The organism is Streptomyces sp. NBC_00104 (assembly GCF_045160825.1).
Lineage (GTDB): Bacteria > Actinomycetota > Actinomycetes > Streptomycetales > Streptomycetaceae > Streptomyces.
Genome location: NZ_CP108215.1, coordinates 1,409,408 through 1,430,050, shown reverse-complemented (window position 1 = coordinate 1,430,050; position 20,643 = coordinate 1,409,408). Strand labels below are relative to the sequence as shown.

Annotated in this window: 17 protein-coding genes; 7 read left to right on the top strand and 10 right to left on the bottom strand. The window is 71.9% G+C overall.

Going from position 1 to position 20,643, the window contains the following annotated elements; genetic code table 11:
• Positions 1-153: 153 nt before the first annotated feature.
• A complete protein-coding gene (locus tag OG272_RS06120; RefSeq protein WP_405892786.1) occupies positions 154-831 on the bottom strand; it encodes an SDR family NAD(P)-dependent oxidoreductase in 678 nt (225 codons plus the stop codon).
• 153 nt (positions 832-984) lie between these two features.
• Here OG272_RS06120 and OG272_RS06115 point away from each other — a divergent pair, with 153 nt between their 5' ends.
• Entirely contained in the window at positions 985-1,683 is a 699-nt protein-coding gene (locus tag OG272_RS06115) for a TetR family transcriptional regulator (RefSeq protein ID WP_326584509.1), read from the top strand.
• Positions 1,684-2,118: 435 nt separating this feature from the next.
• Here the strand turns inward: OG272_RS06115 and OG272_RS06110 are convergent, their stop codons facing one another.
• From OG272_RS06110 to OG272_RS06095, 4 genes are all read right to left on the bottom strand, one after another.
• Positions 2,119-3,153, bottom strand: a complete 1,035-nt coding sequence (locus tag OG272_RS06110) for a D-glycerate dehydrogenase (protein ID WP_328222522.1) — start codon at positions 3,151-3,153, stop codon at positions 2,119-2,121.
• Positions 3,154-3,376: 223 nt separating this feature from the next.
• Entirely contained in the window at positions 3,377-4,426 is a 1,050-nt protein-coding gene (locus tag OG272_RS06105) for an L-idonate 5-dehydrogenase (protein ID WP_405892784.1), read from the bottom strand.
• Between the two features lie 116 nt (positions 4,427-4,542).
• Positions 4,543-5,328: an SDR family oxidoreductase gene (locus tag OG272_RS06100; protein ID WP_327730893.1), complete on the bottom strand. Its 786-nt coding sequence runs from the start codon at positions 5,326-5,328 to the stop codon at positions 4,543-4,545.
• Entirely contained in the window at positions 5,325-6,257 is a 933-nt protein-coding gene (locus tag OG272_RS06095; RefSeq protein ID WP_327730894.1) for an NAD(P)-dependent oxidoreductase, read from the bottom strand. Before OG272_RS06095 ends, OG272_RS06100 begins: the two co-directional genes overlap by 4 nt.
• 199 nt (positions 6,258-6,456) lie before the next feature.
• On the opposite strand from OG272_RS06095, the gene OG272_RS06090 reads away from it, so the two are divergent.
• Both OG272_RS06090 and OG272_RS06085 read left to right on the top strand, forming a co-directional pair.
• Positions 6,457-7,797, top strand: a complete 1,341-nt coding sequence (locus OG272_RS06090) for an MFS transporter (protein WP_327730895.1) — start codon at positions 6,457-6,459, stop codon at positions 7,795-7,797.
• Positions 7,798-7,995: 198 nt separating this feature from the next.
• Complete coding sequence (locus OG272_RS06085) at positions 7,996-9,483, top strand: gluconokinase (RefSeq protein WP_327730896.1); 1,488 nt, start codon at positions 7,996-7,998, stop codon at positions 9,481-9,483.
• On the opposite strand, the gene OG272_RS06080 is transcribed toward OG272_RS06085, so the two are convergent.
• The 5 genes from OG272_RS06080 to OG272_RS06060 all read right to left on the bottom strand — a co-directional run bounded on the left by OG272_RS06080 (position 9,431) and on the right by OG272_RS06060 (position 15,268).
• The gene (locus tag OG272_RS06080; protein ID WP_327730897.1) at positions 9,431-10,882 is read right to left on the bottom strand and encodes an MFS transporter; all 1,452 of its coding nucleotides are present in this window, start codon (positions 10,880-10,882) and stop codon (positions 9,431-9,433) included. The genes OG272_RS06085 and OG272_RS06080 overlap by 53 nt on opposite strands.
• 464 nt (positions 10,883-11,346) lie before the next feature.
• The gene (gene gnd / locus OG272_RS06075) at positions 11,347-12,243 is read right to left on the bottom strand and encodes a phosphogluconate dehydrogenase (NAD(+)-dependent, decarboxylating) (protein ID WP_327730898.1); all 897 of its coding nucleotides are present in this window, start codon (positions 12,241-12,243) and stop codon (positions 11,347-11,349) included.
• Positions 12,244-12,249: 6 nt separating this feature from the next.
• The gene (locus OG272_RS06070; protein WP_327730899.1) at positions 12,250-13,212 is read right to left on the bottom strand and encodes an NAD(P)-dependent oxidoreductase; all 963 of its coding nucleotides are present in this window, start codon (positions 13,210-13,212) and stop codon (positions 12,250-12,252) included.
• A complete protein-coding gene (locus OG272_RS06065; protein WP_405892780.1) occupies positions 13,209-14,276 on the bottom strand; it encodes an NAD(P)-dependent oxidoreductase in 1,068 nt (355 codons plus the stop codon). The genes OG272_RS06070 and OG272_RS06065 overlap by 4 nt, the downstream gene beginning before the upstream one ends.
• A complete protein-coding gene (locus tag OG272_RS06060) occupies positions 14,276-15,268 on the bottom strand; it encodes a cyclase family protein (protein ID WP_328222512.1) in 993 nt (330 codons plus the stop codon). Before OG272_RS06060 ends, OG272_RS06065 begins: the two co-directional genes overlap by 1 nt.
• A 229-nt stretch (positions 15,269-15,497) precedes the next feature.
• On the opposite strand from OG272_RS06060, the gene OG272_RS06055 reads away from it, so the two are divergent.
• From OG272_RS06055 to OG272_RS06040, 4 genes are all read left to right on the top strand, one after another.
• Positions 15,498-16,253, top strand: a complete 756-nt coding sequence (locus OG272_RS06055) for an IclR family transcriptional regulator (protein ID WP_319699156.1) — start codon at positions 15,498-15,500, stop codon at positions 16,251-16,253.
• Positions 16,254-16,409: 156 nt separating this feature from the next.
• Positions 16,410-18,005 (top strand): sugar ABC transporter ATP-binding protein, encoded by a 1,596-nt coding sequence (locus OG272_RS06050; RefSeq protein ID WP_405895991.1) that lies wholly within the window; start codon positions 16,410-16,412, stop codon positions 18,003-18,005.
• Positions 18,005-19,306, top strand: coding sequence for an ABC transporter permease (locus tag OG272_RS06045; RefSeq protein ID WP_405892779.1), 1,302 nt, complete (start codon positions 18,005-18,007; stop codon positions 19,304-19,306). The genes OG272_RS06050 and OG272_RS06045 overlap by 1 nt, the downstream gene beginning before the upstream one ends.
• Before the next feature lie 114 nt (positions 19,307-19,420).
• A complete protein-coding gene (locus tag OG272_RS06040; RefSeq protein ID WP_326585937.1) occupies positions 19,421-20,539 on the top strand; it encodes a substrate-binding domain-containing protein in 1,119 nt (372 codons plus the stop codon).
• Positions 20,540-20,643 lie beyond the last annotated feature (104 nt).

The window sequence follows — 20,643 nt, the reverse complement described above, 5'->3', positions numbered from 1 at the left end:
CGCTCGGTGGCAGACCAACCCGGTGAGGGGTGCGGGCCCGTGCGGTGGACGATCGGCACGTGACCGGAGCGGCAGCCTTCCCCTTGGTCACGACGCGGAACGGCATGCCGCACCGCGTCGCGACCAAGGGTCGGCGCGGGAGCCGACGCGGCCTCAGCCCCTGTAGACGATCTCGCCCTGGTCGCGCTTGGTGGTGTGCAGGTCCCAGTAGACGGAGGAGATGGCCTCGGGCGTGGCCGCCTTCAGGTTGGGGTCGATCGAGGCGCCGCCGAGCGCGACGTCGATGGCGACGTGGGCGGCCTGGATGCCGGTGCCCTCCAGTTCCTTGTGCAGGTTGACCACCCAGTTGCGCAGCGCCGCGGCGGCGGCGTTGACGTTGCCGACCATCGGCAGCGGGTCGAGTGAGCCGGCGCCGGTGGTGTAGAGCAGGGTGCCCGTGCCGGCCTCGCGCATCGCGGGCAGGACCGCCTTGGTGGCCGCCATGGCCCCGTACAGCTGGAACTCGATCTCGTGCTGGATGTGGGAGGGGTCGCTCTCGGCCGGAGTGACCAGCATGGTGGATTCCACGGCGAGCGGGGAGTACTCCAGGACGTCGATCCCGCCGAACCGGGCCGCGGCGTCCTTGAGCGCCTGGGTGAGCGCGTCGTGGTCGAGCACGTCGGCGGGGAACGCGGCGGCGGTGATGCCCTCGGCGGTGAGTGTGTCGACGAGGCCGTCGAGCTTCTCGCGGTTGCGGGAGATCAGGGCGACGTCGAAGCCCTGTGAGCCGAAGGTGCGGGCGATGGCCATGCCCATTTGAGGGCCGGCCCCGATGATGGCGATGCTGGTCACAGCGATCCTTTCGTAAGTCTCGGTAGGGAGCGGGGAAGCGACAGTAATTGGAAAGGTCTATCCGATTCAAGAACCGGATAGACCTTTCCGGCTCGTCGACGCCAGGCTAGCACCAAAAATGGATAGGTCAATCCGATTGCTAGACTGGCAGACATGACCCCTGGCCCCCAGCACCCCGACGACACCGCCGCCCAGCCGCTGCGCAGCGACGCCGAGCGCAACCGGGGGCGGATCATCGCCGCCGCACGCGGGGTCTTCGCCCGAGACGGCCTGAACGCCTCCATGGCATCCGTGGCCCGCGAGGCAGGTGTCGGGATCGCCACCATGTTCCGGCGCTTCCCCACCAAGGAAGAGCTGGTCGCCGCCGTCTTCGCCGACCGGATGGACGCCTACGCCGACGCGGTCGCCACCGCCCTCGACGACCCCGATCCCTGGCACGGTTTCGTCGGCTACCTCGAGACCGCCTGCGCGATGCAGGCCGCCGACTACGGCTTCGCCGACGTGCTGACCACGTCCTTCCCCACGGCCAAGGACATGGAGGGGCGCCGCAACGAGGCACTCGAGGGCATGCTGCGGCTCATTGAGCGTGCCAAGGCCGCGGGCCGGCTGCGTGAGGACTTCGACTCCTCGGACATCGTGCTGCTCCACATGGCCAACGCCGGCGTCGTCAACGCCACCGGCGCCGCCGCCCCCGACGCCTGGCGGCGCGTCGTCGCCCTGTTCGTCCAGTCCTTGGAGGCCCCGGCCCGCGGGCCCCTGCCTCCCTCGCCCCCGCACGACGACCTCCACAAGGCCATGCTCCGTGCCAGTCCCGCCGACCTCACCACGCCGGAACCGGACACGACCAGCTGACCTCAGGTCGGTCCCGCCGTACCTGGGTCAATCGCGGCGGCAGCACGCTCGGAAAGGGCGACCAGGGCGGCACGTCGCGTTGGATGCGGCGCACCGCGGTCCGGAGAGCCCGGCGAGGGCACGGGTCGCGACGTGCGTGCGCATCCCACACCACCAGCGTTGCCCGTTCTCATCGCTTCGAACAGGAGGCGCCGGTGCTCTCAGCCGTCGCGTCGGCGCGTCGGCGCGTTGACGTCCGCCGGATTTCGAGCCGGGGTTCCGTGGACGCCCGTTCCGGGCCTGGAAAGCCCCGCTTGGCCCGTAGAAGGAGGGATGCGGCGCTACCTCAGGGTGCGCGTCACGATCGCGTTGACGGGCGGCCCCGGGCCGGCAGGCCGATCGGGTCGTCGACCTCGGAGTCGAAACGGAAGGCGTGTGCCGATTGGCCTGGGGTTATCACTTCGCCACGTCAGCCCGACCGTTCGTCCGGGCCACCGCCGGCCGTGCCCTGGTCCCCGGCAGCGGCGTCGGTGCCGGTTCGCCTTCCAGCACCGCTTCGATATTGCTCGCCGCCAGCTCAACCATCGCCGCGCGCGTGGCCTCCGTCGCCGAGCCCACATGCGGCAGCACCACCAGATGAGGCTCGGCGAAGAGTGAATCGCCCGGGTCCGTACGGGGCTCGTCCACCATCACGTCCAGTCCCGCCGAGTGCAGCTTCCCGGCGCGCAGCGCGGCGACCAGTGCCTCCTCGTCGACGATTCCGCCCCGTCCGGTGTTGACGAGCGTCGCCGTGGGTTTCATCAGGGCGAGTTCCGGTGCGCCGATCATGCCGGCGGTCTCGGGCGTCAGGGGAGTGTGCAGGGACACCACGTCACTGGTGCGCAGCAGCTCGTCGAAGGTGACCCAGCGGGACAGGTCGTCGTCCTCCTTGCGGCGCGGATGGTGGTGTTGGACCCGCATGCCGAATCCGGCCGCCCGCCGTGCGAGGGCCTTGGCGATCTGCCCGTAGCCGATCAGCCCGAGCGTCGCGCCCTGTACGTCGAGCCCCAGGAAAGCGTCCATGCTGAAGGCGCCCCACTCGCCGCGCCGCAACGCGGCCATGCTGGCGCCGAGGCGCCGCCGCGCCATCAGGATCAGCGCCATCGCCACGTCGGCGGTGGTGTCGGCGAGCACGTCGGGGGTGTGCGTGACCACCACGCCGCGCGCGGCGGCGGCGTCGACGTCCACGCCGTCGTAGCCCATCGACGCGAGCGCCACGACGCGGAGGCCGGGGCCGGCCGCGTCCAGCAGTGCGGCGTCCACCCGGTCGCTGCCGAGGACGAGCAGCCCCTCGCAGCCGCGGACCAGCGTGCCCAGTTCGGCGGAGCCGGGGGGCGCCGTTCCTTCCCAGGCGGTGACGTCGTATCGCGAGGCGAGCCGTCCGACGGCGGGGCCTGGCAGGCCGGTGCGGCTCACCGCGACGCGGGGACGGGGTACGGGTGTGCCCGACATGCTGAACTCCCATGGTCGGAGCGGATGTTGGCGGGTGAGGGGTAGCCCTGGGTGGGCCGGAGTGGATGGGGCACCTCGCCGGGACCGTGCGGGTGAACTGGCCAGGGAAGGAGCCGCTCGGGCCCGGCGGGCGGACACGACCGCCGCCGCGACAGGCGGTCCGGTGCGTGGCCGGTCCGCGTGCGGGCGTAGTCGGACCGGGTCAGGGCGTAGTCGGACCGCGTCAGGGCTTCGTCGCATCCGAGAAGTCGAGGAGCACCTTGCAGGACCGCGCCGGGTCGGCTGCCAGTTCGAAGGCTTCGCCGGTGTGCGCCACGGGGAGTACGGAGGTCACCACCGGGTCCACCGGGAGGCGGCCGTCGGCCAGCGCCCGGAGTACCTCGCCGAGCTCGGTGTCGAAGCGGAAGGAGCCGACCAGCCGTAGCTCCCTCGTGATCACCGCGTTCGCGGCGACCGGGGTGTCCCCGGGCGGGAGCAGGCCGAGGCCCACCACCAGGCCGCCGCGGTCCACTCCGTACACGCAGGTGCGCAGCCCGGCGGGGTTGCCCGAGGACTCGATGGCGATGTCCGCCGCCAGTCCCTCCAAACCGTCCCCGGTACTCGCGGGGCCGCCGATCCGTACGGTCGAGTCGGCGCCCACCTGCTTGGCGACGGCCAGCGGCGCCTCGTGGACATCGGTCACGGTGATCTCACCGGTTCCGGCGGCGCGCAGGGCCGCGACCACCAGGCAGCCGATCGGTCCGGCACCGGTCACCAGGACCCGCTTGCCCCGTACGTCGCCGGCCTGTCGTACCGCGTGCCAGGCGACCGCCGCGGGCTCGGCGACCGCGGCGAGCCGCAGGTCGAGGCCCACGGGCAGGGGCAGGACCCGTTCCGCGGGCACCACCAGGACATCGGCGAAGCCGCCCTGGACGTGGGGGTTGCGGGCGGCGCTGCCCAGATAACCGGTGTCCAGGCAGGTGTTGCGCCGTCCCGCCGCGCACTGTCGGCACGTGCCGCAGGAGGCCAGGGGATGCACGGCCACCGGGGTTCCGGGCGGCGGTGCCTGCGTGCCGGGGCCCGCCGCGCGTACCAGGCCGACGATCTCGTGACCGAGGACGAGTGGTTCGCGCAGCCGGAACTCGCCGACCGCGCCGTGCCGCCAGTAGTGCAGGTCGGAGCCGCAGATCCCGCCGTAGCGGACGTCGACCGCCACCTCGCCGGGGCCGGGCACCGGCACCGGCCGCTCCTCCACGCGCAGGTCGCCCGCCCCGTGGGCCACGACCGCTCGCATCGTCGGTGAGGAAGATGAGGAAGATGAGGGAAAGTTTGATGGGTTATTGCTCGGTGGGTTCGTGCTCGGTGGGTTCGAGCTCGACGAGTTTGCTGGGTTCATGTCCTCGGTCCTTCTCAGATGACCGCGGTCAGGCCGCCGTCGACGGCGATCACCTGACCGTTGACGAAGTCCGACGCGGGGGCGGCGAGCCACACCAGCGTGCCGACGAGATCCTCGACCGAGGCCCAGCGCCCGGCCGGGGTACGGCCCCGGATCCAGGAGTCGAAGGCGGGGTCGTCGACGAGGGGGCGGGTCAGTTCGGTGACCACATAGCCGGGCGCCAGGCCGTTGACCGTCAGCCCCGACCCGGCCCACTCCGCGCACATGCCCCGGGTCAGCATGGCGAGGCCGCCCTTGGAGGCCGCGTAGGCGGCGATGCCGGGACGGGCGAGCCAGGTCTGGACGGAACAGATGTTGACGATCTTTCCGTGGCCGCGCCCGACCATGCCCGCGGCCACCGCGCGGCCGACCAGGAAGGCGCTGGTGAGGTTGGTGTGCAGGACCCGTTCGAAGTTGTCGGCCGAGACCTGGAGGAGCGGTTCGCGGTGCTGTACGCCCGTGTTGTTGACCAGGATGTCCAGCGGGCCGACCCCGTTCTCGATTTCCTGGACCGCCGCCTGTACGGCCGCCTCGTCGGTGACGTCGAAGGGCACGGCGTGCACCTTGGTCCCGGTGCGTTCGGCGAGTTCGGCGCGGGCGCGTTCCAGGGCCTCGGGATCGCGGCCGTTGAGGACGAGTTCGGCGCCCGCCTCGGCCAGTCCCGCAGCCAGGGCGAATCCGATGCCCTTGCTGGATCCGGTGACCAGGGCCAGTCGGCCGGAGAGGTCGAACAGCGAAGGGCCCTTGGCTGAAACCGTCATGACCCGTCTCCCGCCGGACCGTTTCCGGTTCCCATTCCCATTCCCATTCCCATTCCGGTTCCGGTTCCGTAGTAGTGCATGAGTGCGGCGTTGTCGGCGTCGCCGTGGCCCGCCGCGGCCAGCCAGCGGTGGAGCTCGGAGACGGCGGTGGTGACCGGCAGCGGCACTCCTTCCGAGCGTGCGTAGTCGCGGGCCGCCTCCAGGTCCTTGACCATGTTGCTGACCCGTCCGGTGGGGGCGAGATCGATCTCGGCGAACTTGACGAAGAACTCCTGGAGCAGCGCCGAGTCGGCCCTGCCCCCGGTGAGCGCCGCCTGTACCTGCCGTGGCGGCAGACCGGCCGCCCGCACCAGGGCGGCGGCCTCGGCGAGGGCGGCGAGACCGCAGCCGACCAGCACCTGGTTGACGGACTTGACCAGCTGCCCCGAGCCGGCCGGGCCGAGGTGGGTGAGCTGGGAGGAGAGCGCCCCGAGCACGGGCAGCGCCCGCTCCACCTGGTCGTCCTCGCCGCCGAGCATCAGCGTCAACTCGCCGCGCTCCGCGCCCGGCGCGCCGCCCGACAGAGGGGCGTCGACCCAGCCGGCGCCGAGCTTCGCCGCACGTTCGGCGAAGTCGCGGGTGCGCCCGGGATCGATGCTGGACATGTCGATGACCAGGACGCCCTCGGGTGTGGCGGTGAGGACCCCTTCGGGGCCGAAGACCACCTGCTCGACGATGTCGGCGGTGTTGAGGGAGAGGATCACCACGGAGGACGAGGCAAGCTGTGCCGCCGAGTCCGCCGGGACGGCGCCGTCCCTGGCGAGATCCGCCACCGCGTCCTGCCGGACGTCGTAGACCCGCACGATGCGTTCACGCCGCAGCAGTCTGCGGGCGATGGCCGACCCCATGACCCCGAGCCCGGCGAGGCCCACCTCTGGATGTCCTGACACTCAAACCAACCTCCTGAACCAAATGCTGTTCGTCGAACAACATACTGGCCGCAGGTGATGGGGAAGTGCAACTGTTCGTCGCCGTGCATCCTTGCCTGTTCAGCATATTGGCTTGAGTCCCGCATGCTGTTACGGTCCTGGGCGTCTACAGATGTACGGCGCGTCACCGCGCACCGTGGAGACGGAAGGGCGGCATCCCATGCAGGTGCGAACGACGACATCCCGGCCTGCCGACGGGGCGAGCGACCGGAAGAACCCCCGTCTGCGCCGTGCGCTCGTCACCAGTTCGGTGGGCAGTGCCCTCGAGTACTACGACTTCGCCATCTACGGCACCGCCTCGGCCCTGGTGTTCAAGCACCTCTTCTTCCCCGGACTCGGCCCGGCGGTCGGGCTCGTCGCCATCTTCGCCACCTACGCGGTCGGCTTCTTCGCCCGCCCGCTCGGCGGGCTCTTCTTCGGCTCGCTCGGAGACCGGCACGGTCGCAAGGCCGTGCTGGTGGTGACCGTCGCGCTGATGGGCGGCTCGTCCTTCGCCATCGGGCTGCTGCCCACCTACCACACGGCCGGGGTGTGGAGCCCCGTCCTGTTGATGTTCCTGCGTCTGCTCCAGGGCTTCGGAGCCGGAGCGGAACAGGCCGGGGCCTCGACGCTGATGGCCGAGTACGCCCCGCCGGCCCGACGCGGCTACTACGCGGCACTGCCCTTCGTCGGCATCCAGGTCGGCATGCTGCTCGCCACCGCCCTGTTCATCCCGCTGGCCCAGCTCGACGAGGACGTGCTGTTCGGCTGGGTGTGGCGGGTGCCGTTCCTGCTGAGTGCCGTACTGATCCTGGTCGCGGTGTACATCCGGCTGAAGCTGGAGGAGAGCCCAGCCTTCGAGCGACTGGAGGAGAGCGGCGAGATCAGCCGGCGACCGCTGCGCGACCTCATGGTCAACAGCCGCCGCAATCTGTTCATCACCTTCGGCCTGCGGATGGCCGAGAACGGCACCTCGTATCTCTATTCCACGTTCAGCATCAGCTACGTGACCACCGTGATCGGCGTCTCCAACTCGGTCGGCCCGCTCGCCGTGGCCTGCGCCTCGCTCGCCGGTATCGTCACCATCCCGCTGTTCGGCATGCTCTCCGACCGGATCGGCCGGGTTCCGCTCTACCGGATGGCCGCACTGTTCCAGGCGGTCTTCGCCGTCCCCGCCTTCGCGCTGATGAGCTCCGGGAACACCGTGCTGATCTGCGTGGTCATCACCCTCGGCATCGGAGTCGGCGTCAACGGCATGCTGGGGTCCCAGTGCGCGCTGCTCGCCGAACTGTTCGGGGCGAGACACCGCTACACCGGCGTCGCGATCGGTCGAGAGTTCAGCGCGATCATCGCCGGCGGTATCGCCCCGTTGCTCGGCGCGACGCTGCTGCTGGCTTTCGACGACGCCTGGTGGCCGCTGGCGGCCTACGTCGTCGTCCTCTCGCTGATCACCTTCGTCACCACCTTCGTCACTCCGGAGACCCGGGGCCGGGATCTCACCGATCTCGCCGACGCCCGCTGAGCGATCCGGCCGCCCCTCGGCGGCCCGGCCCCTGCCCTCGGACGGCGGGCCCTGAGCCCGGCCCCCGGACGGCGGGCCCTGAGACAGCCGGCCCCGCGCCCTGCCCCCTGCCCGCGGGCGCGGGGCCGGCATCCACGCCACCCCACGGAACAGCACACCGAGTCGAGACCCGCCACGGAAACGGAGAAGGAGACAGTGATGAAGGACGAGACCCAGGTGGTGCTCGGGATCGACCTGGGTACCACCGCGACCAAAGTGGTCGCGGTGGACGGTGCCTACCGTGTGGTCTCGACCGTCGAGCGACCCGCACCCCTGCGCACCGGACGGCACGGGGAAGCCGTCCACGACCCGGAGACGGTGCTGGCCGGAGCGATCGAAGCGGTCCGGGAGAGCGCCGGGATCTGCGCCGGGCGCGGTCTCCCGGTCGTCGCCCTGTCCTTCAGCGCCGCGCTGCACACCCTGCTCGCCCTGGACTCCTCCGGCGAACCGCTGACCCCGGCGCTGAGCTGGGCCGACACCCGGGCCGCCGACGTCGCCCGACGGCTGCGCGCGACCGGAAGCGCCGACGCGCTGCACCGGGCGACCGGAACCCCCGTGCACTCCATGGCCCCGCTCACCAAACTCGCCTGGTTCACGGCACACGAGCCCGACCTCGTACGGCGCACGGCCACGTGGTGCGGCCTGAAGGACTACGTCCTCTCCCGGTTCACCGGTCGGCTGGTCACCGACCGGTCCTGCGCCTCCGCCACCGGCCTGCTGGACATGCGCACCACCCGATGGCACGGCCCCGCCCTGGACATCGCCGGGGTGAGCGCCGACCGGCTGCCCGAACTCGTGCCGACGACCGCCGCGTTCACACTGCTCCCCGACGTCGCCGCCGCGCTGGGCCTGCCCGCCGGGCTGCCCGTGGTCGCGGGGGCCGGGGACGGCCCGCTGGCCAATCTCGCCGTCGGGGCCACCGCTCCGGCCACGGCCGCGCTGTCCCTCGGCACCAGCGGCGCCCTCCGTGTCGTACGCGACCGGCCCGGCGTGGACGAACGCTGCCGGGTGTTCTGCTACCACCTCGCGGACGGGCTGTGGGTACTCGGCGGGGCGGTCAGCAACGCCGGGGTCGTCGCCCAGTGGGCCGCCGAGTCCTTCGGCGGCGTCGACGTGGGCGATCTGCTGAAGGAGGCGGGCCAGGTGGAGCCGGGCGCAGAGGGCCTGATCGCCCTGCCGCATCTGCTCGGGGAACGCGCACCCTGGTGGGACCCGGACGCGCGCGGCGCCCTGATCGGGCTGCGCCGCGGACACGGCAGAGCCCACATGACCCGGGCCATGATCGAGGGTGTCGGGCAGCAACTCGCCCTGGTACGCGACTCCTTGCTCGCCGCCGACGCGCCGATCACCTCGGTACGGGCCACCGGGGGAGCCCTGCGCTCCCCCCTGTGGGCGGAGATCGTCGCCGCCGCGCTCGACATGCAGCTGGAGATCACCGACGACACCGCGGGCTCGGGCTTCGGCGCGGCACTGCTCGCCCGGCACGCGCTCGGAGCCCTGCCCTCGCTGACCTCTCCGGTGCCCGGTGCCCGCGCCCACCGCACCGTGACCCCCGATCCGACGGCGGCGCGACGGCTGGCGGAGACCCGCGGACTCAGCGAACAGCTGTACCAGCTCCTGCGCGAGGTGCAGAGGCCGCACCGATGACCACCGCGCCGGCGTCCCGCCGCAGTCGCGCCGCCTCCGCGACCGTGACCAGGGGAAGCAGGGCCAGCAGCGCGAACGCCACCCGGTAGGGGGCGGCGGGACCGGCCAGACCCAGCAGGGGCGCGATCGGGCCCGCCGCGTGCAGCGCCAGGGCGCCGAAGGCGACCCCGAGGCCGGCGGCGAGCTGCTGCACCGTGCTGGAGAGCGTGTTGGCGCCGCTGGTACGGTCCGCCTCGATGTCGGCGAAGCCGATCGTCGCGTACGCGCTGAGCGAGACGGACCGGCACACACCGCTCATGAACAGCACGGACACCACGACGGCCATCGGCGTGTGCGGGCCGAGCAGCCCGCACAGCACGAAGGTCACCGCCGTCGCGACACCGTTCACCAGCAGCACCGTACGGAAGCCGAAGCGGCGCAGCAGCGGGGTGGTGAGCGGTTTGACGGCGACGTTGCCCGCGAACACCGCGATGAGCACCAGCCCGGCGGTGGCCGCGCTCCAGCCGAAGGCCCCCTGGAACATCAGGGGCAGCAGGAACGGCACGGCGGTGATCGACGCGCGGAACAGGGCGCCACCCGCGTTCGACACCCGGAAGGTGTCCACCTTCAGTGCTCCGAGGTCGAGCAACGGGCTTCGGCTGAGCTGGAAGTGACGCACCGTCATCAAACACAGGGCGACTCCCGCGGTGAACCAGGACGCGCCCGCGCCCCAGGCGGCGGGCGCATCCCCGAACCGCTCCAGCGCCAGCGCCAAGGCCGCGAGCCCGGCACCGCCGGCCGCGAAGCCCACCCAGTCGAGACGGGTGCGCTCCGGCCGCCGGAGATCGGGGACGAGCCGCAGGGCGAGCGGCAGCGCCAGCACGCCCAGCGGCACGTTCACCAGGAAGATCCAGTGCCAGGAGGCGTACGTCGTGAACAGCCCGCCCAGCGCCGGTGCGAGGACCGGGGCCAGCAGTCCGGGCCAGGTCAGCCAGGCGATCGCCCGCAGCAGATCCGGCTTCCGGGTGGAGCGCAGCACCGCCAGCCTGCCGACGGGCACCATCATCGCCCCGCCGATGCCCTGCGCGACGCGCATCACCACCAGCTCGGGAAGCCCGCCCGCCGCCGCGCAGAGCGCCGAGGCGAGAGTGAACACGGCGATCGCCCAGACGAAGACCCGGCGGGCGCCGTAGCGGTCGGCGGCCCAGCCGCTCACCGGGATGAACACCGCCAGCGCGACGAAATACGCCGTCATGGCGACGCCGATGTCGGCCGGTCGCACCCCGAAGGACGCGGCCATGTCGGGGGCGGCCGTCGAGATGATCGTGCCGTCCAGGTTCTCCATGAAGAAGGCCCCGGCGACCAGCAGAGCCAGTGCCCGGCCCGCTACCGAGCCCTTCGGGCCGTCCCCGCCACTCACCGGTGCCTCTCCGTACTGTGCTGTCCCGACGACGGCCCGCCGGTGCCGGTGCTCATGGGCACGGACATCGGCGTCGGCGGGTGAGCGCCGAACGGGCGACGCCCGTCGGGTTGTCGCCGTCCTGGGTGTGCATGGTGTCCTTCACTCATCACGCCGGCGTGTCCGCCCCTGGCAGTCCGCCGCTACGGCTCCTGGTCGCCCGCCCCCGGGGCATCCGCCTCGGGACCGGACGGTGTCCTCGCCTCCCCCGGCGAACTCGTGGGGTATCCGGGGCGTGGCGGGGCGCGGACCACGGACCGGGGGGCGACTCGAGGGCCCCGGTGTGAGCGCGTGGTGCTTGGCACTCGCTCTTCGGGGGGCCGTCGTCCGGGGACGTCGACCACCTGCAGTGCGTACGGCTGCCGTACGGCCTTCGGCGGTTCCCCGACCTGGTGCGGGTCCCCGGCGGGACACGGCAGGGGCGGTCAGCTCTGCGTCGCCCCGCCCCCGGCGGTGGCGTGCACCGCGTGGCCGCCGAACTGCCGACGCATCGCCGCGAGGGCCTTGAGCTGGTCCGCGTCCGGCTTGCGGGAGGCGAAGCGGGCGAAGAGGGCGGCGGTCATGGCGGGGGCGGACACGGAAAGGCGTACCGCCTCCTCGACCGTCCAGCGGCCCTCTCCCGAGTCGTCGACGCGGCCGGAGAGGGTGGCCAGGCCCGGGTCCTCGTCCAGGGCCCGCACCAGGAGGTCGAGCAGCCAGGAGCGGACGACCGTGCCGTGCCGCCAGGAGGCGAGCACCTTGGGCACGTCGGGCACGTACTCGCTGGCCTCCAGCAGCTCGTAGCCCTCGGCGAGCGCCTGCATCATGCCGTACTCGATGCCGTTGTGGACCATCTTGGCGTAGTGCCCGGCGCCGACCGGGCCCGCGTGGCACAGCCCGTCCCGGTCGGGGGCGAGCGCCTCCAGCAGCGGCCAGACGCGCTCGACGTGCTCGTCCCGGCCGCCACACATCACGGCGTAGCCGTTCTCCCGGCCCCAGACGCCGCCGCTGACCCCGCAGTCGACGTAGCCGATACCGTGCTCGGCGAGCATCCGGGCGTGCTCGGTGTCGTCGCTGAAGCGGGAGTTGCCGCCCTCGACGATCACGTCGCCGGGGGACAGCAGTTCCGCGAGCTGCCGCAGGGCCTGGCGGGTCGGGTCGCCCGAGGGGAGCATCAGCCACACCACGCGGGGTCCGGCGAGCTTCGCGACGAGTTCCTCCAGGGAGTCGGCGTCGCGGTCGGGGGAGGTGCGGCTGTAGCCGAGCACCTCGTGGCCGCGGTCCCGCCAGCGGGCAGCCATGTTGCCGCCCATGCGTCCGAGTCCGACGATTCCTATCTGCATGTGCCTTCAGTCCTTCGTGCGGTGATCGGAGGGGTGGGGGTGATCGGAGGAGTGGGGCGAGGCGCCGCGCAACAGGCCGAGGACGACGCTGTTGTCGAGGTCGCCGAGGCCCTGTTCCACGACCGCCGCGTACAGCCCGGCAACGGTCGTGGAGAGCGGCAGTGCGACGCGTTCGTCGGCGGCGCTGTCCAGGACGAACCCGAGGTCCTTGTGGAGGTAGCGGGCCGGGCCGGAGGGGGTGAAGTCGCCCCCGGCAAGGTGGTGCCGTTTCTGTGCGAGCACCTCGGAGGAGGCGAGCCCGCCGGCGAGTACGTCGAGCAGTGCGGCGGGTTCGAGGCCGCCGCGTTCGCCGAGCAGGACGGCCTCGGCGAGCGCGACCAGGGTTCCGGCGACGACGAGTTGGTTGCAGGCCTTGGCGAGGGAGCCGGAGCCGGTGTCCCCGAGGCGCCGTACGGTCGAGCCCATCGCCTCCAGATACGGGCGGATTCGTGCGACCGTCTCGGCCGGGCCCCCGGCCATGATCGACAGGGTGGCGTCGCGGGCGCCCCTCACGCCGCCGCTGACGGGGGCGTCGACGACCGTGATGCCCTGCGGGCGCAGTTTCCCGGCCAGGGCGCGTACCGCGACGGGGGAGACGGTGCCCATCACGACCAGGGTGTCCATGACCGGCTGTCCGGAGCGCAGTCCGTCCGGGCCGTCCAGCCGCTCGATCACCTGGGGGAGGTCGGGGAGCATGGTGAGGACGACCGGTGCGGCGGCGGCCACCTGCTCCGGGCTGTCGGCGGTACGGCAGCCGGCGGCCGCGGCGGTCTGCAGCGGGGTCCGGCCGCGGTTCCAGGCGAGTACGTCGAAACCGGCCCGGGCGAGGTTCACCGCCATGGGCAGGCCCATGGCGCCGAGCCCGAGGAATCCGACAGTCGCCGGACGGCCGGGCCGCCCGGTGCCGGGGCCGATGTCGGCGACACTCATGCGCCGGCTCCCGCCGGAGTGCTCTGACGAGCCGTCAACTCGGCGAGGCGGCCGATCAGTCGGGGGCTTTCGATCACATCCCGGTTGACCACGAAGGGCGGTACGCGCCCCGCCGACACCTCCAGCACGGCCCGGACCGCGCTGCCACCGTTCCCGGCGGACATCTCGTCCGTCCACGCCAGGGCGTGCGGGCTGAGCACGACCTGGTCCATGCCCAGCAACGGATTGTCGGCGGCGGGCGGTTCGCTCTCGAACACGTCCAGTCCGGCGCCCCTGATACGCCGTACCCGCAGCGCGTCGATCAGGGCGGCCTCGTCCACGATGGGTCCGCGGGCCACATTGAGGAGGACGGCTGTGGGCTTCATCAGCGACAGCCGTCGCGCGTCGACGAGATGACGGGTCTCCTCCGTCAGCGCGCACATCACGATCACGGCATCGGCCCGCGCCATCACGGTGTCGACGTCGACGAGCCGTACGCCGAGCCCGGCGGCGGTCTCCGGCGGGCAGTAGGGGTCGTACGCCACGATGTCGACCTCGAACGGCCGCAGCAGTCCGACCAGATCGCGGGCCGTGTTGCCGAGGCCGATCAGACCGATACGGCGGCCGGTGAGCCCCAGGCCCATCCACTGTTCCTTCTCGGCCCAGCGCCCCTCCCGGACCAGCCGGTCCTTGGTGGTCACGTTGTGGAGCACGGCGAGCAGCAGGGCGAGGGCGGCGGTGGCGACCGGGCGCCGGGCGCCGTCCGGGGTGATGGTCACCAGGGCGCCGTTGCGGGTGCACGCGTCGAGGTCGACGGTGTCGTAGCCGACGCCGAAGCGGGCGAAGAGGAGCGGTGGGCGGGCGGCGCCCTCGAAGGTGCGCGCCGTGACGGCGGGGCCGGCGAACAGGACGGCGTCCAGGCCGTCGACGTCCGCCGCGAGGAGTTCCTGGGTGTCGCGCGGCAGGTAGTGCCAGTCGACGCCGGCGGCGTCGAGTTCGCCGAGCCGGATGTCGCCCCACACGTTGCGGCCGTCCGCGTCCAGGAAGTCCCGGCTGACTCCGACTCTGAACCCCGCGGCGCTCATCACAGCACCGCGATCGGGTTGACGGGCGAACCCGTGCCGCCGGGGACGTTCAGTGGGGCCACGACGAACAGGAACTCGTAGCGGCCGGCCTGCGCGCAGGCGGCGGAGAGCGCTTCGAGGTCGAGGTTGTCCAGCAGCGGCACGCCCATGGCGGTGATCGCGAGGGCGTGCACGGGGGAGTGCAGCCCTTCGACCGGGGAGGGCCGTACGTCGCTGTCGCCGTCGCCGCCGAGCAGCGCGATCCCGCGCTCGGCGAACAGTGGCATGGCGTCCACGTGGAAGCCGGCGCTCGCGTCGTCCGGGTTCCAGGCGCCGAGCTCGGCGCGGCGCCGGAAGTGGCCGGAGCGCAGCAGCACGGCGTCGCCGTCGCCGATGGTGATGCCGAGGGTCTTCTCGGCGGCGGTGACGTCCTCGGCGTGCACGGCCCGGCCGGGCTCCAGCCAGTCGGTGCCGAGGACGGCGGGCATGTCGATCAGTACGCCCTTGGTGACCAAGGGGCCGAGCGAGGACACGGCGCCGAAGCGGGCGCCGCCCGCGTCGACGACCTCGCGTGCGGTGCGGCCGTCGTAGAGCTGTCCGCGGTAGGCGATGTGGGAGAGCGCGTCGAGGTGGCTGACGCCCTTGCCGTGGTAGTCGACGGCGATGAAGTCCTTGTGACAGGACGGTTCGGGGGCCTCGACGTCGCCGAGGTCGGACATGTAGTGGAGGGCGGGCTTGCCGTTGTCCGGGCCGGGCGCCGTGTTCCACGGCAGGGCCGTCGGGACGGTGGTGCCGGTGCGGACCAGGGCGGTGGCGCGGCGGGCGTGCTCGGGGGTGACCCGGTTCCAGGCGCCGCGGTCGGCGTCGGCCGGGGCCCAGCGGCCCCAGGTGCTCAGCTGGTCGAAGAGCGTGTCGAACTGTGCGCGGGACAGGGCGGGTCCGTTGTCCGGTTCGCGGCCGGAGGCGTGGTCGCGGGGGGAGGGGGGAGATGGATCGTGCGGGCTGCTGGTCATCTGCTGCTCAGCGCTCCAAGGCTCGCAGGGTGTCGTCGGCCGGCCCGGAGGGCGCGCTACGGTCGAGTGGTCCCGAAGGGATGCGGAGAATCTCGACGGCAAAGCGTGCGCCGACGGCATTGTCGTTCGGGGGCACACGAGAGACAATAGCCAATATGCTGAACGACGAACAGAATGATGGGTGGAGTTGCTGGTGAGCGCAAGTGACCCGGGTAGCCTCGTTCCCGCTGTGACGCGGGCCGTGGCCATCCTCGACGCACTCGGCGAGGCGGAAGGGCGCCCGCTGTCGGTGAGCGAGATCGCGCGCGCCCTGGGCCTGCCGAAGTCCTCGACGGGCAATCTGTGCGCCTCGCTGGAGGCGGCCGGCATGATCGCGCGCAACGGCTCGGGCTTCAGTCTGGGGCGCAAGCTCGTCGAGCTGGGTGGCCGCTACCTGGCCACCGTCGATCAGCTGCGCGACTTCTACGAGCTGTGTCGGCGCAGTGCCCACATCTCGCGGGAGACCGCACGGGTGGCCGTACTCGACGGCTTGGACGTCCTCTACCTGGGGCGTTACGACGGCACGCAGCCGTTGCGGCTGACCGCCAACATCGGTGACCGCTTCCCGGCCAACTGCACGGCCACCGGCAAGGCCATCCTGTCCACACTGGATCCGGCCGTGGCCGAGGACCGGCTGCGCGGCCGTACCCTGCCCGCGCTCAGCGAGCGGTCCATCACCTCCGTGCCCGCCCTGATGGACGACCTGGCGAAGGCTCGGGAGCGCGGCTACGCGATCGACGACGAGGAGGCCACGGCGGGCATCCTCTGCCTGGCCGTGCCGGTCAACGGCTTCCGTACGGACTCGGCGCCCTTCGCGATCAGTGTCACCGTGCTCAAGGCCCGGCTCGACGACGAGTTCCGAGAGGCCCTGCTGAAGGACCTGCGGACCATCGCCGCAGGGCTGGAGAACCCCATGCTTCCGCAGGGGGCGCCGCCCGGCGGCTGAGTTTCGAGGGCCTGCGCGCGCCCTCTTCGGTGTCACCCGCGGCGGCCGTACGGAGTTCTCTCCGTACGGCCGCCGTAACTTTGAGGCAATAAAAAACCGGCAGAACCATTGACCAACATGCTGGTAGCTGTACAGGATTCTGGTCGAGCCGATGGAATGGTCCTCGGCTGGCAGATCCCTTCGGAGAAGTCCGTGTATGACGCTCCCGATGACACAGCTGACACAGCTGACACAGCTCCACACCGGCCCCTGGTAAGCATCCGGGGGCTGCGCAAGCGATTCGGCGGCACTCTCGCCCTCGCCGACGTCGACCTCGACCTTCACCCGGGCAGGGTTCTCGCCCTATTGGGTCACAACGGTGCCGGTAAGTCGACCCTGATCAAGGTCCTCGCCGGGGTCTACAAAGCGGACCAGGGCGAGGTCACCGTCGCGGGCCACCTGCTCGGCACCGAGGCCGCCTCCGCGGAGATGTCCTTCATCCACCAGGACCTCGGCCTCGTCGAATGGATGACGGTCGCCGAGAACATCGCACTCGGCACCGGCTACCCGCGCCGCGCCGGGCTCGTCTCCTGGAGGCAGGTCCGCGAGCGCAGCACCGAGGCGCTGGACATCGTCGCCGGTCACCTCGACCCGGACGCCGCGGTCGCCGACCTCACCCGCGCCGAGCGCTCCCTCGTCGCCATCGCCCGCGCCCTCTCCACCCGGGCCCGGCTCATCGTCCTCGACGAACCCACCGCGAGCCTGCCCGCCGCGGACTGCGCCCGCCTCTTCGACGTCCTGCACACCCTGCGCGACCGAGGACACGGCATCGTCTACGTCAGCCACCGGCTCGACGAGGTCTACCAGGTCGCCGACAGCTTCGCGGTCCTGCGCGACGGTCACCTCATCAGCGAGGGCCGCCTCGCCGACCACGGCCCCGACCGCATCGTGCGCGACATCGTCGGCCACGAAGCGGAGACCCACCGCCCCGAGCCCGGCCCCAAGGCCCCCACCGATGAGGCCCCTACCGTGCTGCGTCTCACCGGTGTCACCACCGAGGGCGCGGGCCCCGTCGACCTGGAACTGCGCGCCGGGGAGGTCCTCGGCATGGTCGGCCTCACCGGCGCCGGCCACATGGATCTCGGCCGTGCCCTCGCCGGTTCCCGGCCGATCCGGGACGGTGAGGCACTGCTCGACGGCAGGCCCTACCGGCCCGACTCGCCCGCCGCGGCCGTCGACGCGGGCATCGGCTTCGTCACCAGCAACCGCCAGGAGGAGGGCTGCGCCCTCGAACTCACCGTCAGGGAGAACTTCCTGGCCAACCCGCGGGCCGACAGCCGCTCCCCGTGGCGCTGGATCAGCCCGTCACGCGAGCGCGCCCGGGCGACAGCGCTGGTCGAGAGGTTCGGCGTACGCCCGGCCAACTCCGAGGCACCCATCGCGACCCTCTCCGGCGGCAACCAGCAGAAGGTCATGATCGGCCGCTGGCTGCGCCTCAGCAGGCGCGTCGTGATCCTGGAGGAGCCGACCGCGGGAGTCGACGTCGGCGCCAAGGCGGAGATCTACCGCCTGCTCGACGACGCGCTCGCCCAGGGACTCGCCGTCCTCCTCATCTCCACGGACTTCGAGGAAGTCGCCGACGTGTGTCACCGCGCCCTGGTCTTCGTACGGGGCCACGTGACCGCCGAACTCAGCGGCGAAGCCCTCACCGTCACCGAACTCACCCACGCCGCGTCGGCCATGCCGGCGCTGACCGGAACGGCGGACAACTGATGGCCACCGAGACCGAAGCCGCTCGCCCGCGGGCCGACCACGGCGGAACCCCACCGCAGGACGGGACCGTCGGGGACGGCGCCCGCAAGGGAACACCCCGCGGGTCGCGCAAGCAGTCCCCGGGCGGCGCCGACAAGGACGCGAGCAGCGGCTCCCTCGTCGCCCGGCTGCGCGGCGGCCATCTCATCGGCACCTACGGCCTGTTCGGCCTGACCCTCCTGCTGTTCGTGATCTTCGCGCTGGCCCTGCCGGACACCTTCCCGACGATGGACAACGCCTCGTCGATCCTGTCCAACCAGTCGATCCCCGCGATCCTCGCCCTCGGCGCGATGATCCCCATCGTCACCGGCAAGTTCGACCTCTCCGTCGGCTACGGACTCGGCTTCGCCCACGTCCTGGCCATGCAGCTCATCGTGAACAGCGGCTGGCCCTGGCCGATCGCCTGCGTCGTCGTCATCCTCGGCGGCGGCATCGTCGGTGTACTCAACGGCCTGCTGGTGGAGTTCGCCAAGATCGACTCCTTCATCGCCACCCTCGGCACCGGCAGCCTCCTGTACGCCTGCACCGGCTGGATCACCGACGGCGCCCGGATCGTACCCGGCCCAGGCGGCCTGCCCCCGGCCTTCACCGACCTGTACGACTCCACGTTCCTCGGCCTGCCGGTCCCCGCGTTCTACGTCCTCGCGCTCGCCCTGGTGCTCTGGCTGCTGCTGGAGCGCCTGCCGCTCGGCCGCTACCTGTACGTCATCGGCTCCAACGCCCGCGCCGCCGACCTCGTCGGCATCCCCACCCGCCGGTACGGCATCTACGCCTTCGCCGGCTCCGGACTCGTCGTCGGCTTCGCGGGCGTCCTGCTCGCCGCACAGCAGCAGATCGGCAACCCGAGTGTCGGCATGGACTACCTGCTGCCCGCCTTCGTCGGCGCCCTGCTCGGCTCCACCGCGATCAAACCGGGCCGCGCCAACGCCGCCGGAACCGTCGTAGCCGTCGCCATCCTCGCCATCGGCCTGGCCGGCATCCAGCAACTCGGCGCCGAGTTCTGGGCGACCTCCCTGTTCAACGGCGGCACGCTGCTCCTCGCGGTCGGCCTGGCCGGCTACTCCGCCCGCCGCCGGCTGCGCGCCGGCGCCAGTGCCACCCGCCGCTCACTGTCCACACCCGGGACGGAACCCGCGGCGGAACCCGCGGCGGAACCCGCGGCGGAGCATCCGGCTCCTGCCGTGATCGGTTCGTCCGCGCCCGGTCCGTCCGTCACGTCCGTCACCGCCGCGTCCGACGACGACGCGCCGCACACCCCCTGACCGCGGACAACCTCCGCGCCCGTCTCGTCGCCTGCTCGACTCCCGTCTGTCGTATCGCCCTCAAGGAGCACCACCGTGTCGTACCACCCCACTCGCAAGGCAACCATCAGAGCCGTGGCCGCCCTGGCCGTGCTCACCGCTTCCGTCGCAGGCTGCACCCGGGGCTCCGAGGGCGCCGGCTCCACCTCCGTCGGCGGGTCCTCGGAGGCCGGCTGTCCGGCCGTCCTGGCGAAGGCGAAGAAGGCGGTCGCGGGCGCCGAGGCCGTCGACGCCCCCTGGGGTGGGCCGACCACGGGCCCCAAGGCGGTCGCCGGCAAGACGGTCGTCTACGTCGCCCAGAGCATGACCAATCCCGGCGTCGCGGGCGCCGCCGAAGGCGTCAAGGAGGCCGCGAAGGCCATCGGCTGGAAGGCGCGGATCATCGACGGACAGGGCACCCCGGCCGGTATCCAGGCCGCCGTCAGCCAGGCCGTCGCCGTGAAGCCCGACGGCATCGTCCTGTCCGGCTTCGACCCCAAGTCGACCGCACAGCAGGTCGCACAGGCCAACGCCGCAGGTATCCCGCTCATCGGCTGGCACGCCGTCGGTACCCCCGGACCCAGCACGAACCCGAAGCTCTTCAGCAACATCACCACCAAGGTCGAGGACGTCGCGAAGATCAGCGCCGACTGGGTCATCAGCCAGTCCAACGGCCGAGCCGGCGTGGTGGTCTTCACCGACGCCTCCATCCCGTTCGCCAAGGGCAAGTCGGACCTGATCGAGAAGGAGCTCGCCACCTGCTCCGACACCAAGGTGCTGTCCACCTCCAACATCCCGATCGCCGACGCCAGCAGCCGTACCCCCCAGGAGGTCTCCGCGCTGCTGTCCCGCTTCGGCACCAAGTGGACGCACTCGGTGGCCATCAACGACCTGTACTTCGCCGACGCGGCACCCGCGCTGCGGGCGGGCGGCAAGCAGGGCAACGGTGCCCCGTTCAGCATCGGCGCCGGTGACGGCGACCCCTCGGCCTTCCAGCGCATCAACAGCAAGCAGTTCCAGGCGGCCACGGTGCCCGAACCGCTGTCCGAGCAGGGCTGGCAGATCGTCGACGAGTTCAACCGCGCCTTCGCCGGCAAGCCCGCCAGCGGCTACGTCGCCCCGGTACACATCACCACGGCGGCCAACAGCGGCGGCGGCTCCTCCTGGGACCCGGAGGGATACCGCGAGGCGTACCGAAAGCTCTGGGGCAAGTAGACGACACCGTCGGCGCCGGCACGTCCCTCCCGTCGCTCCCCGGCGGGCGGGGGCGGCTCCCTCGGCCCCGGTCTCCTCTTTTTCCGTCCGTCCTCACCTTCTCC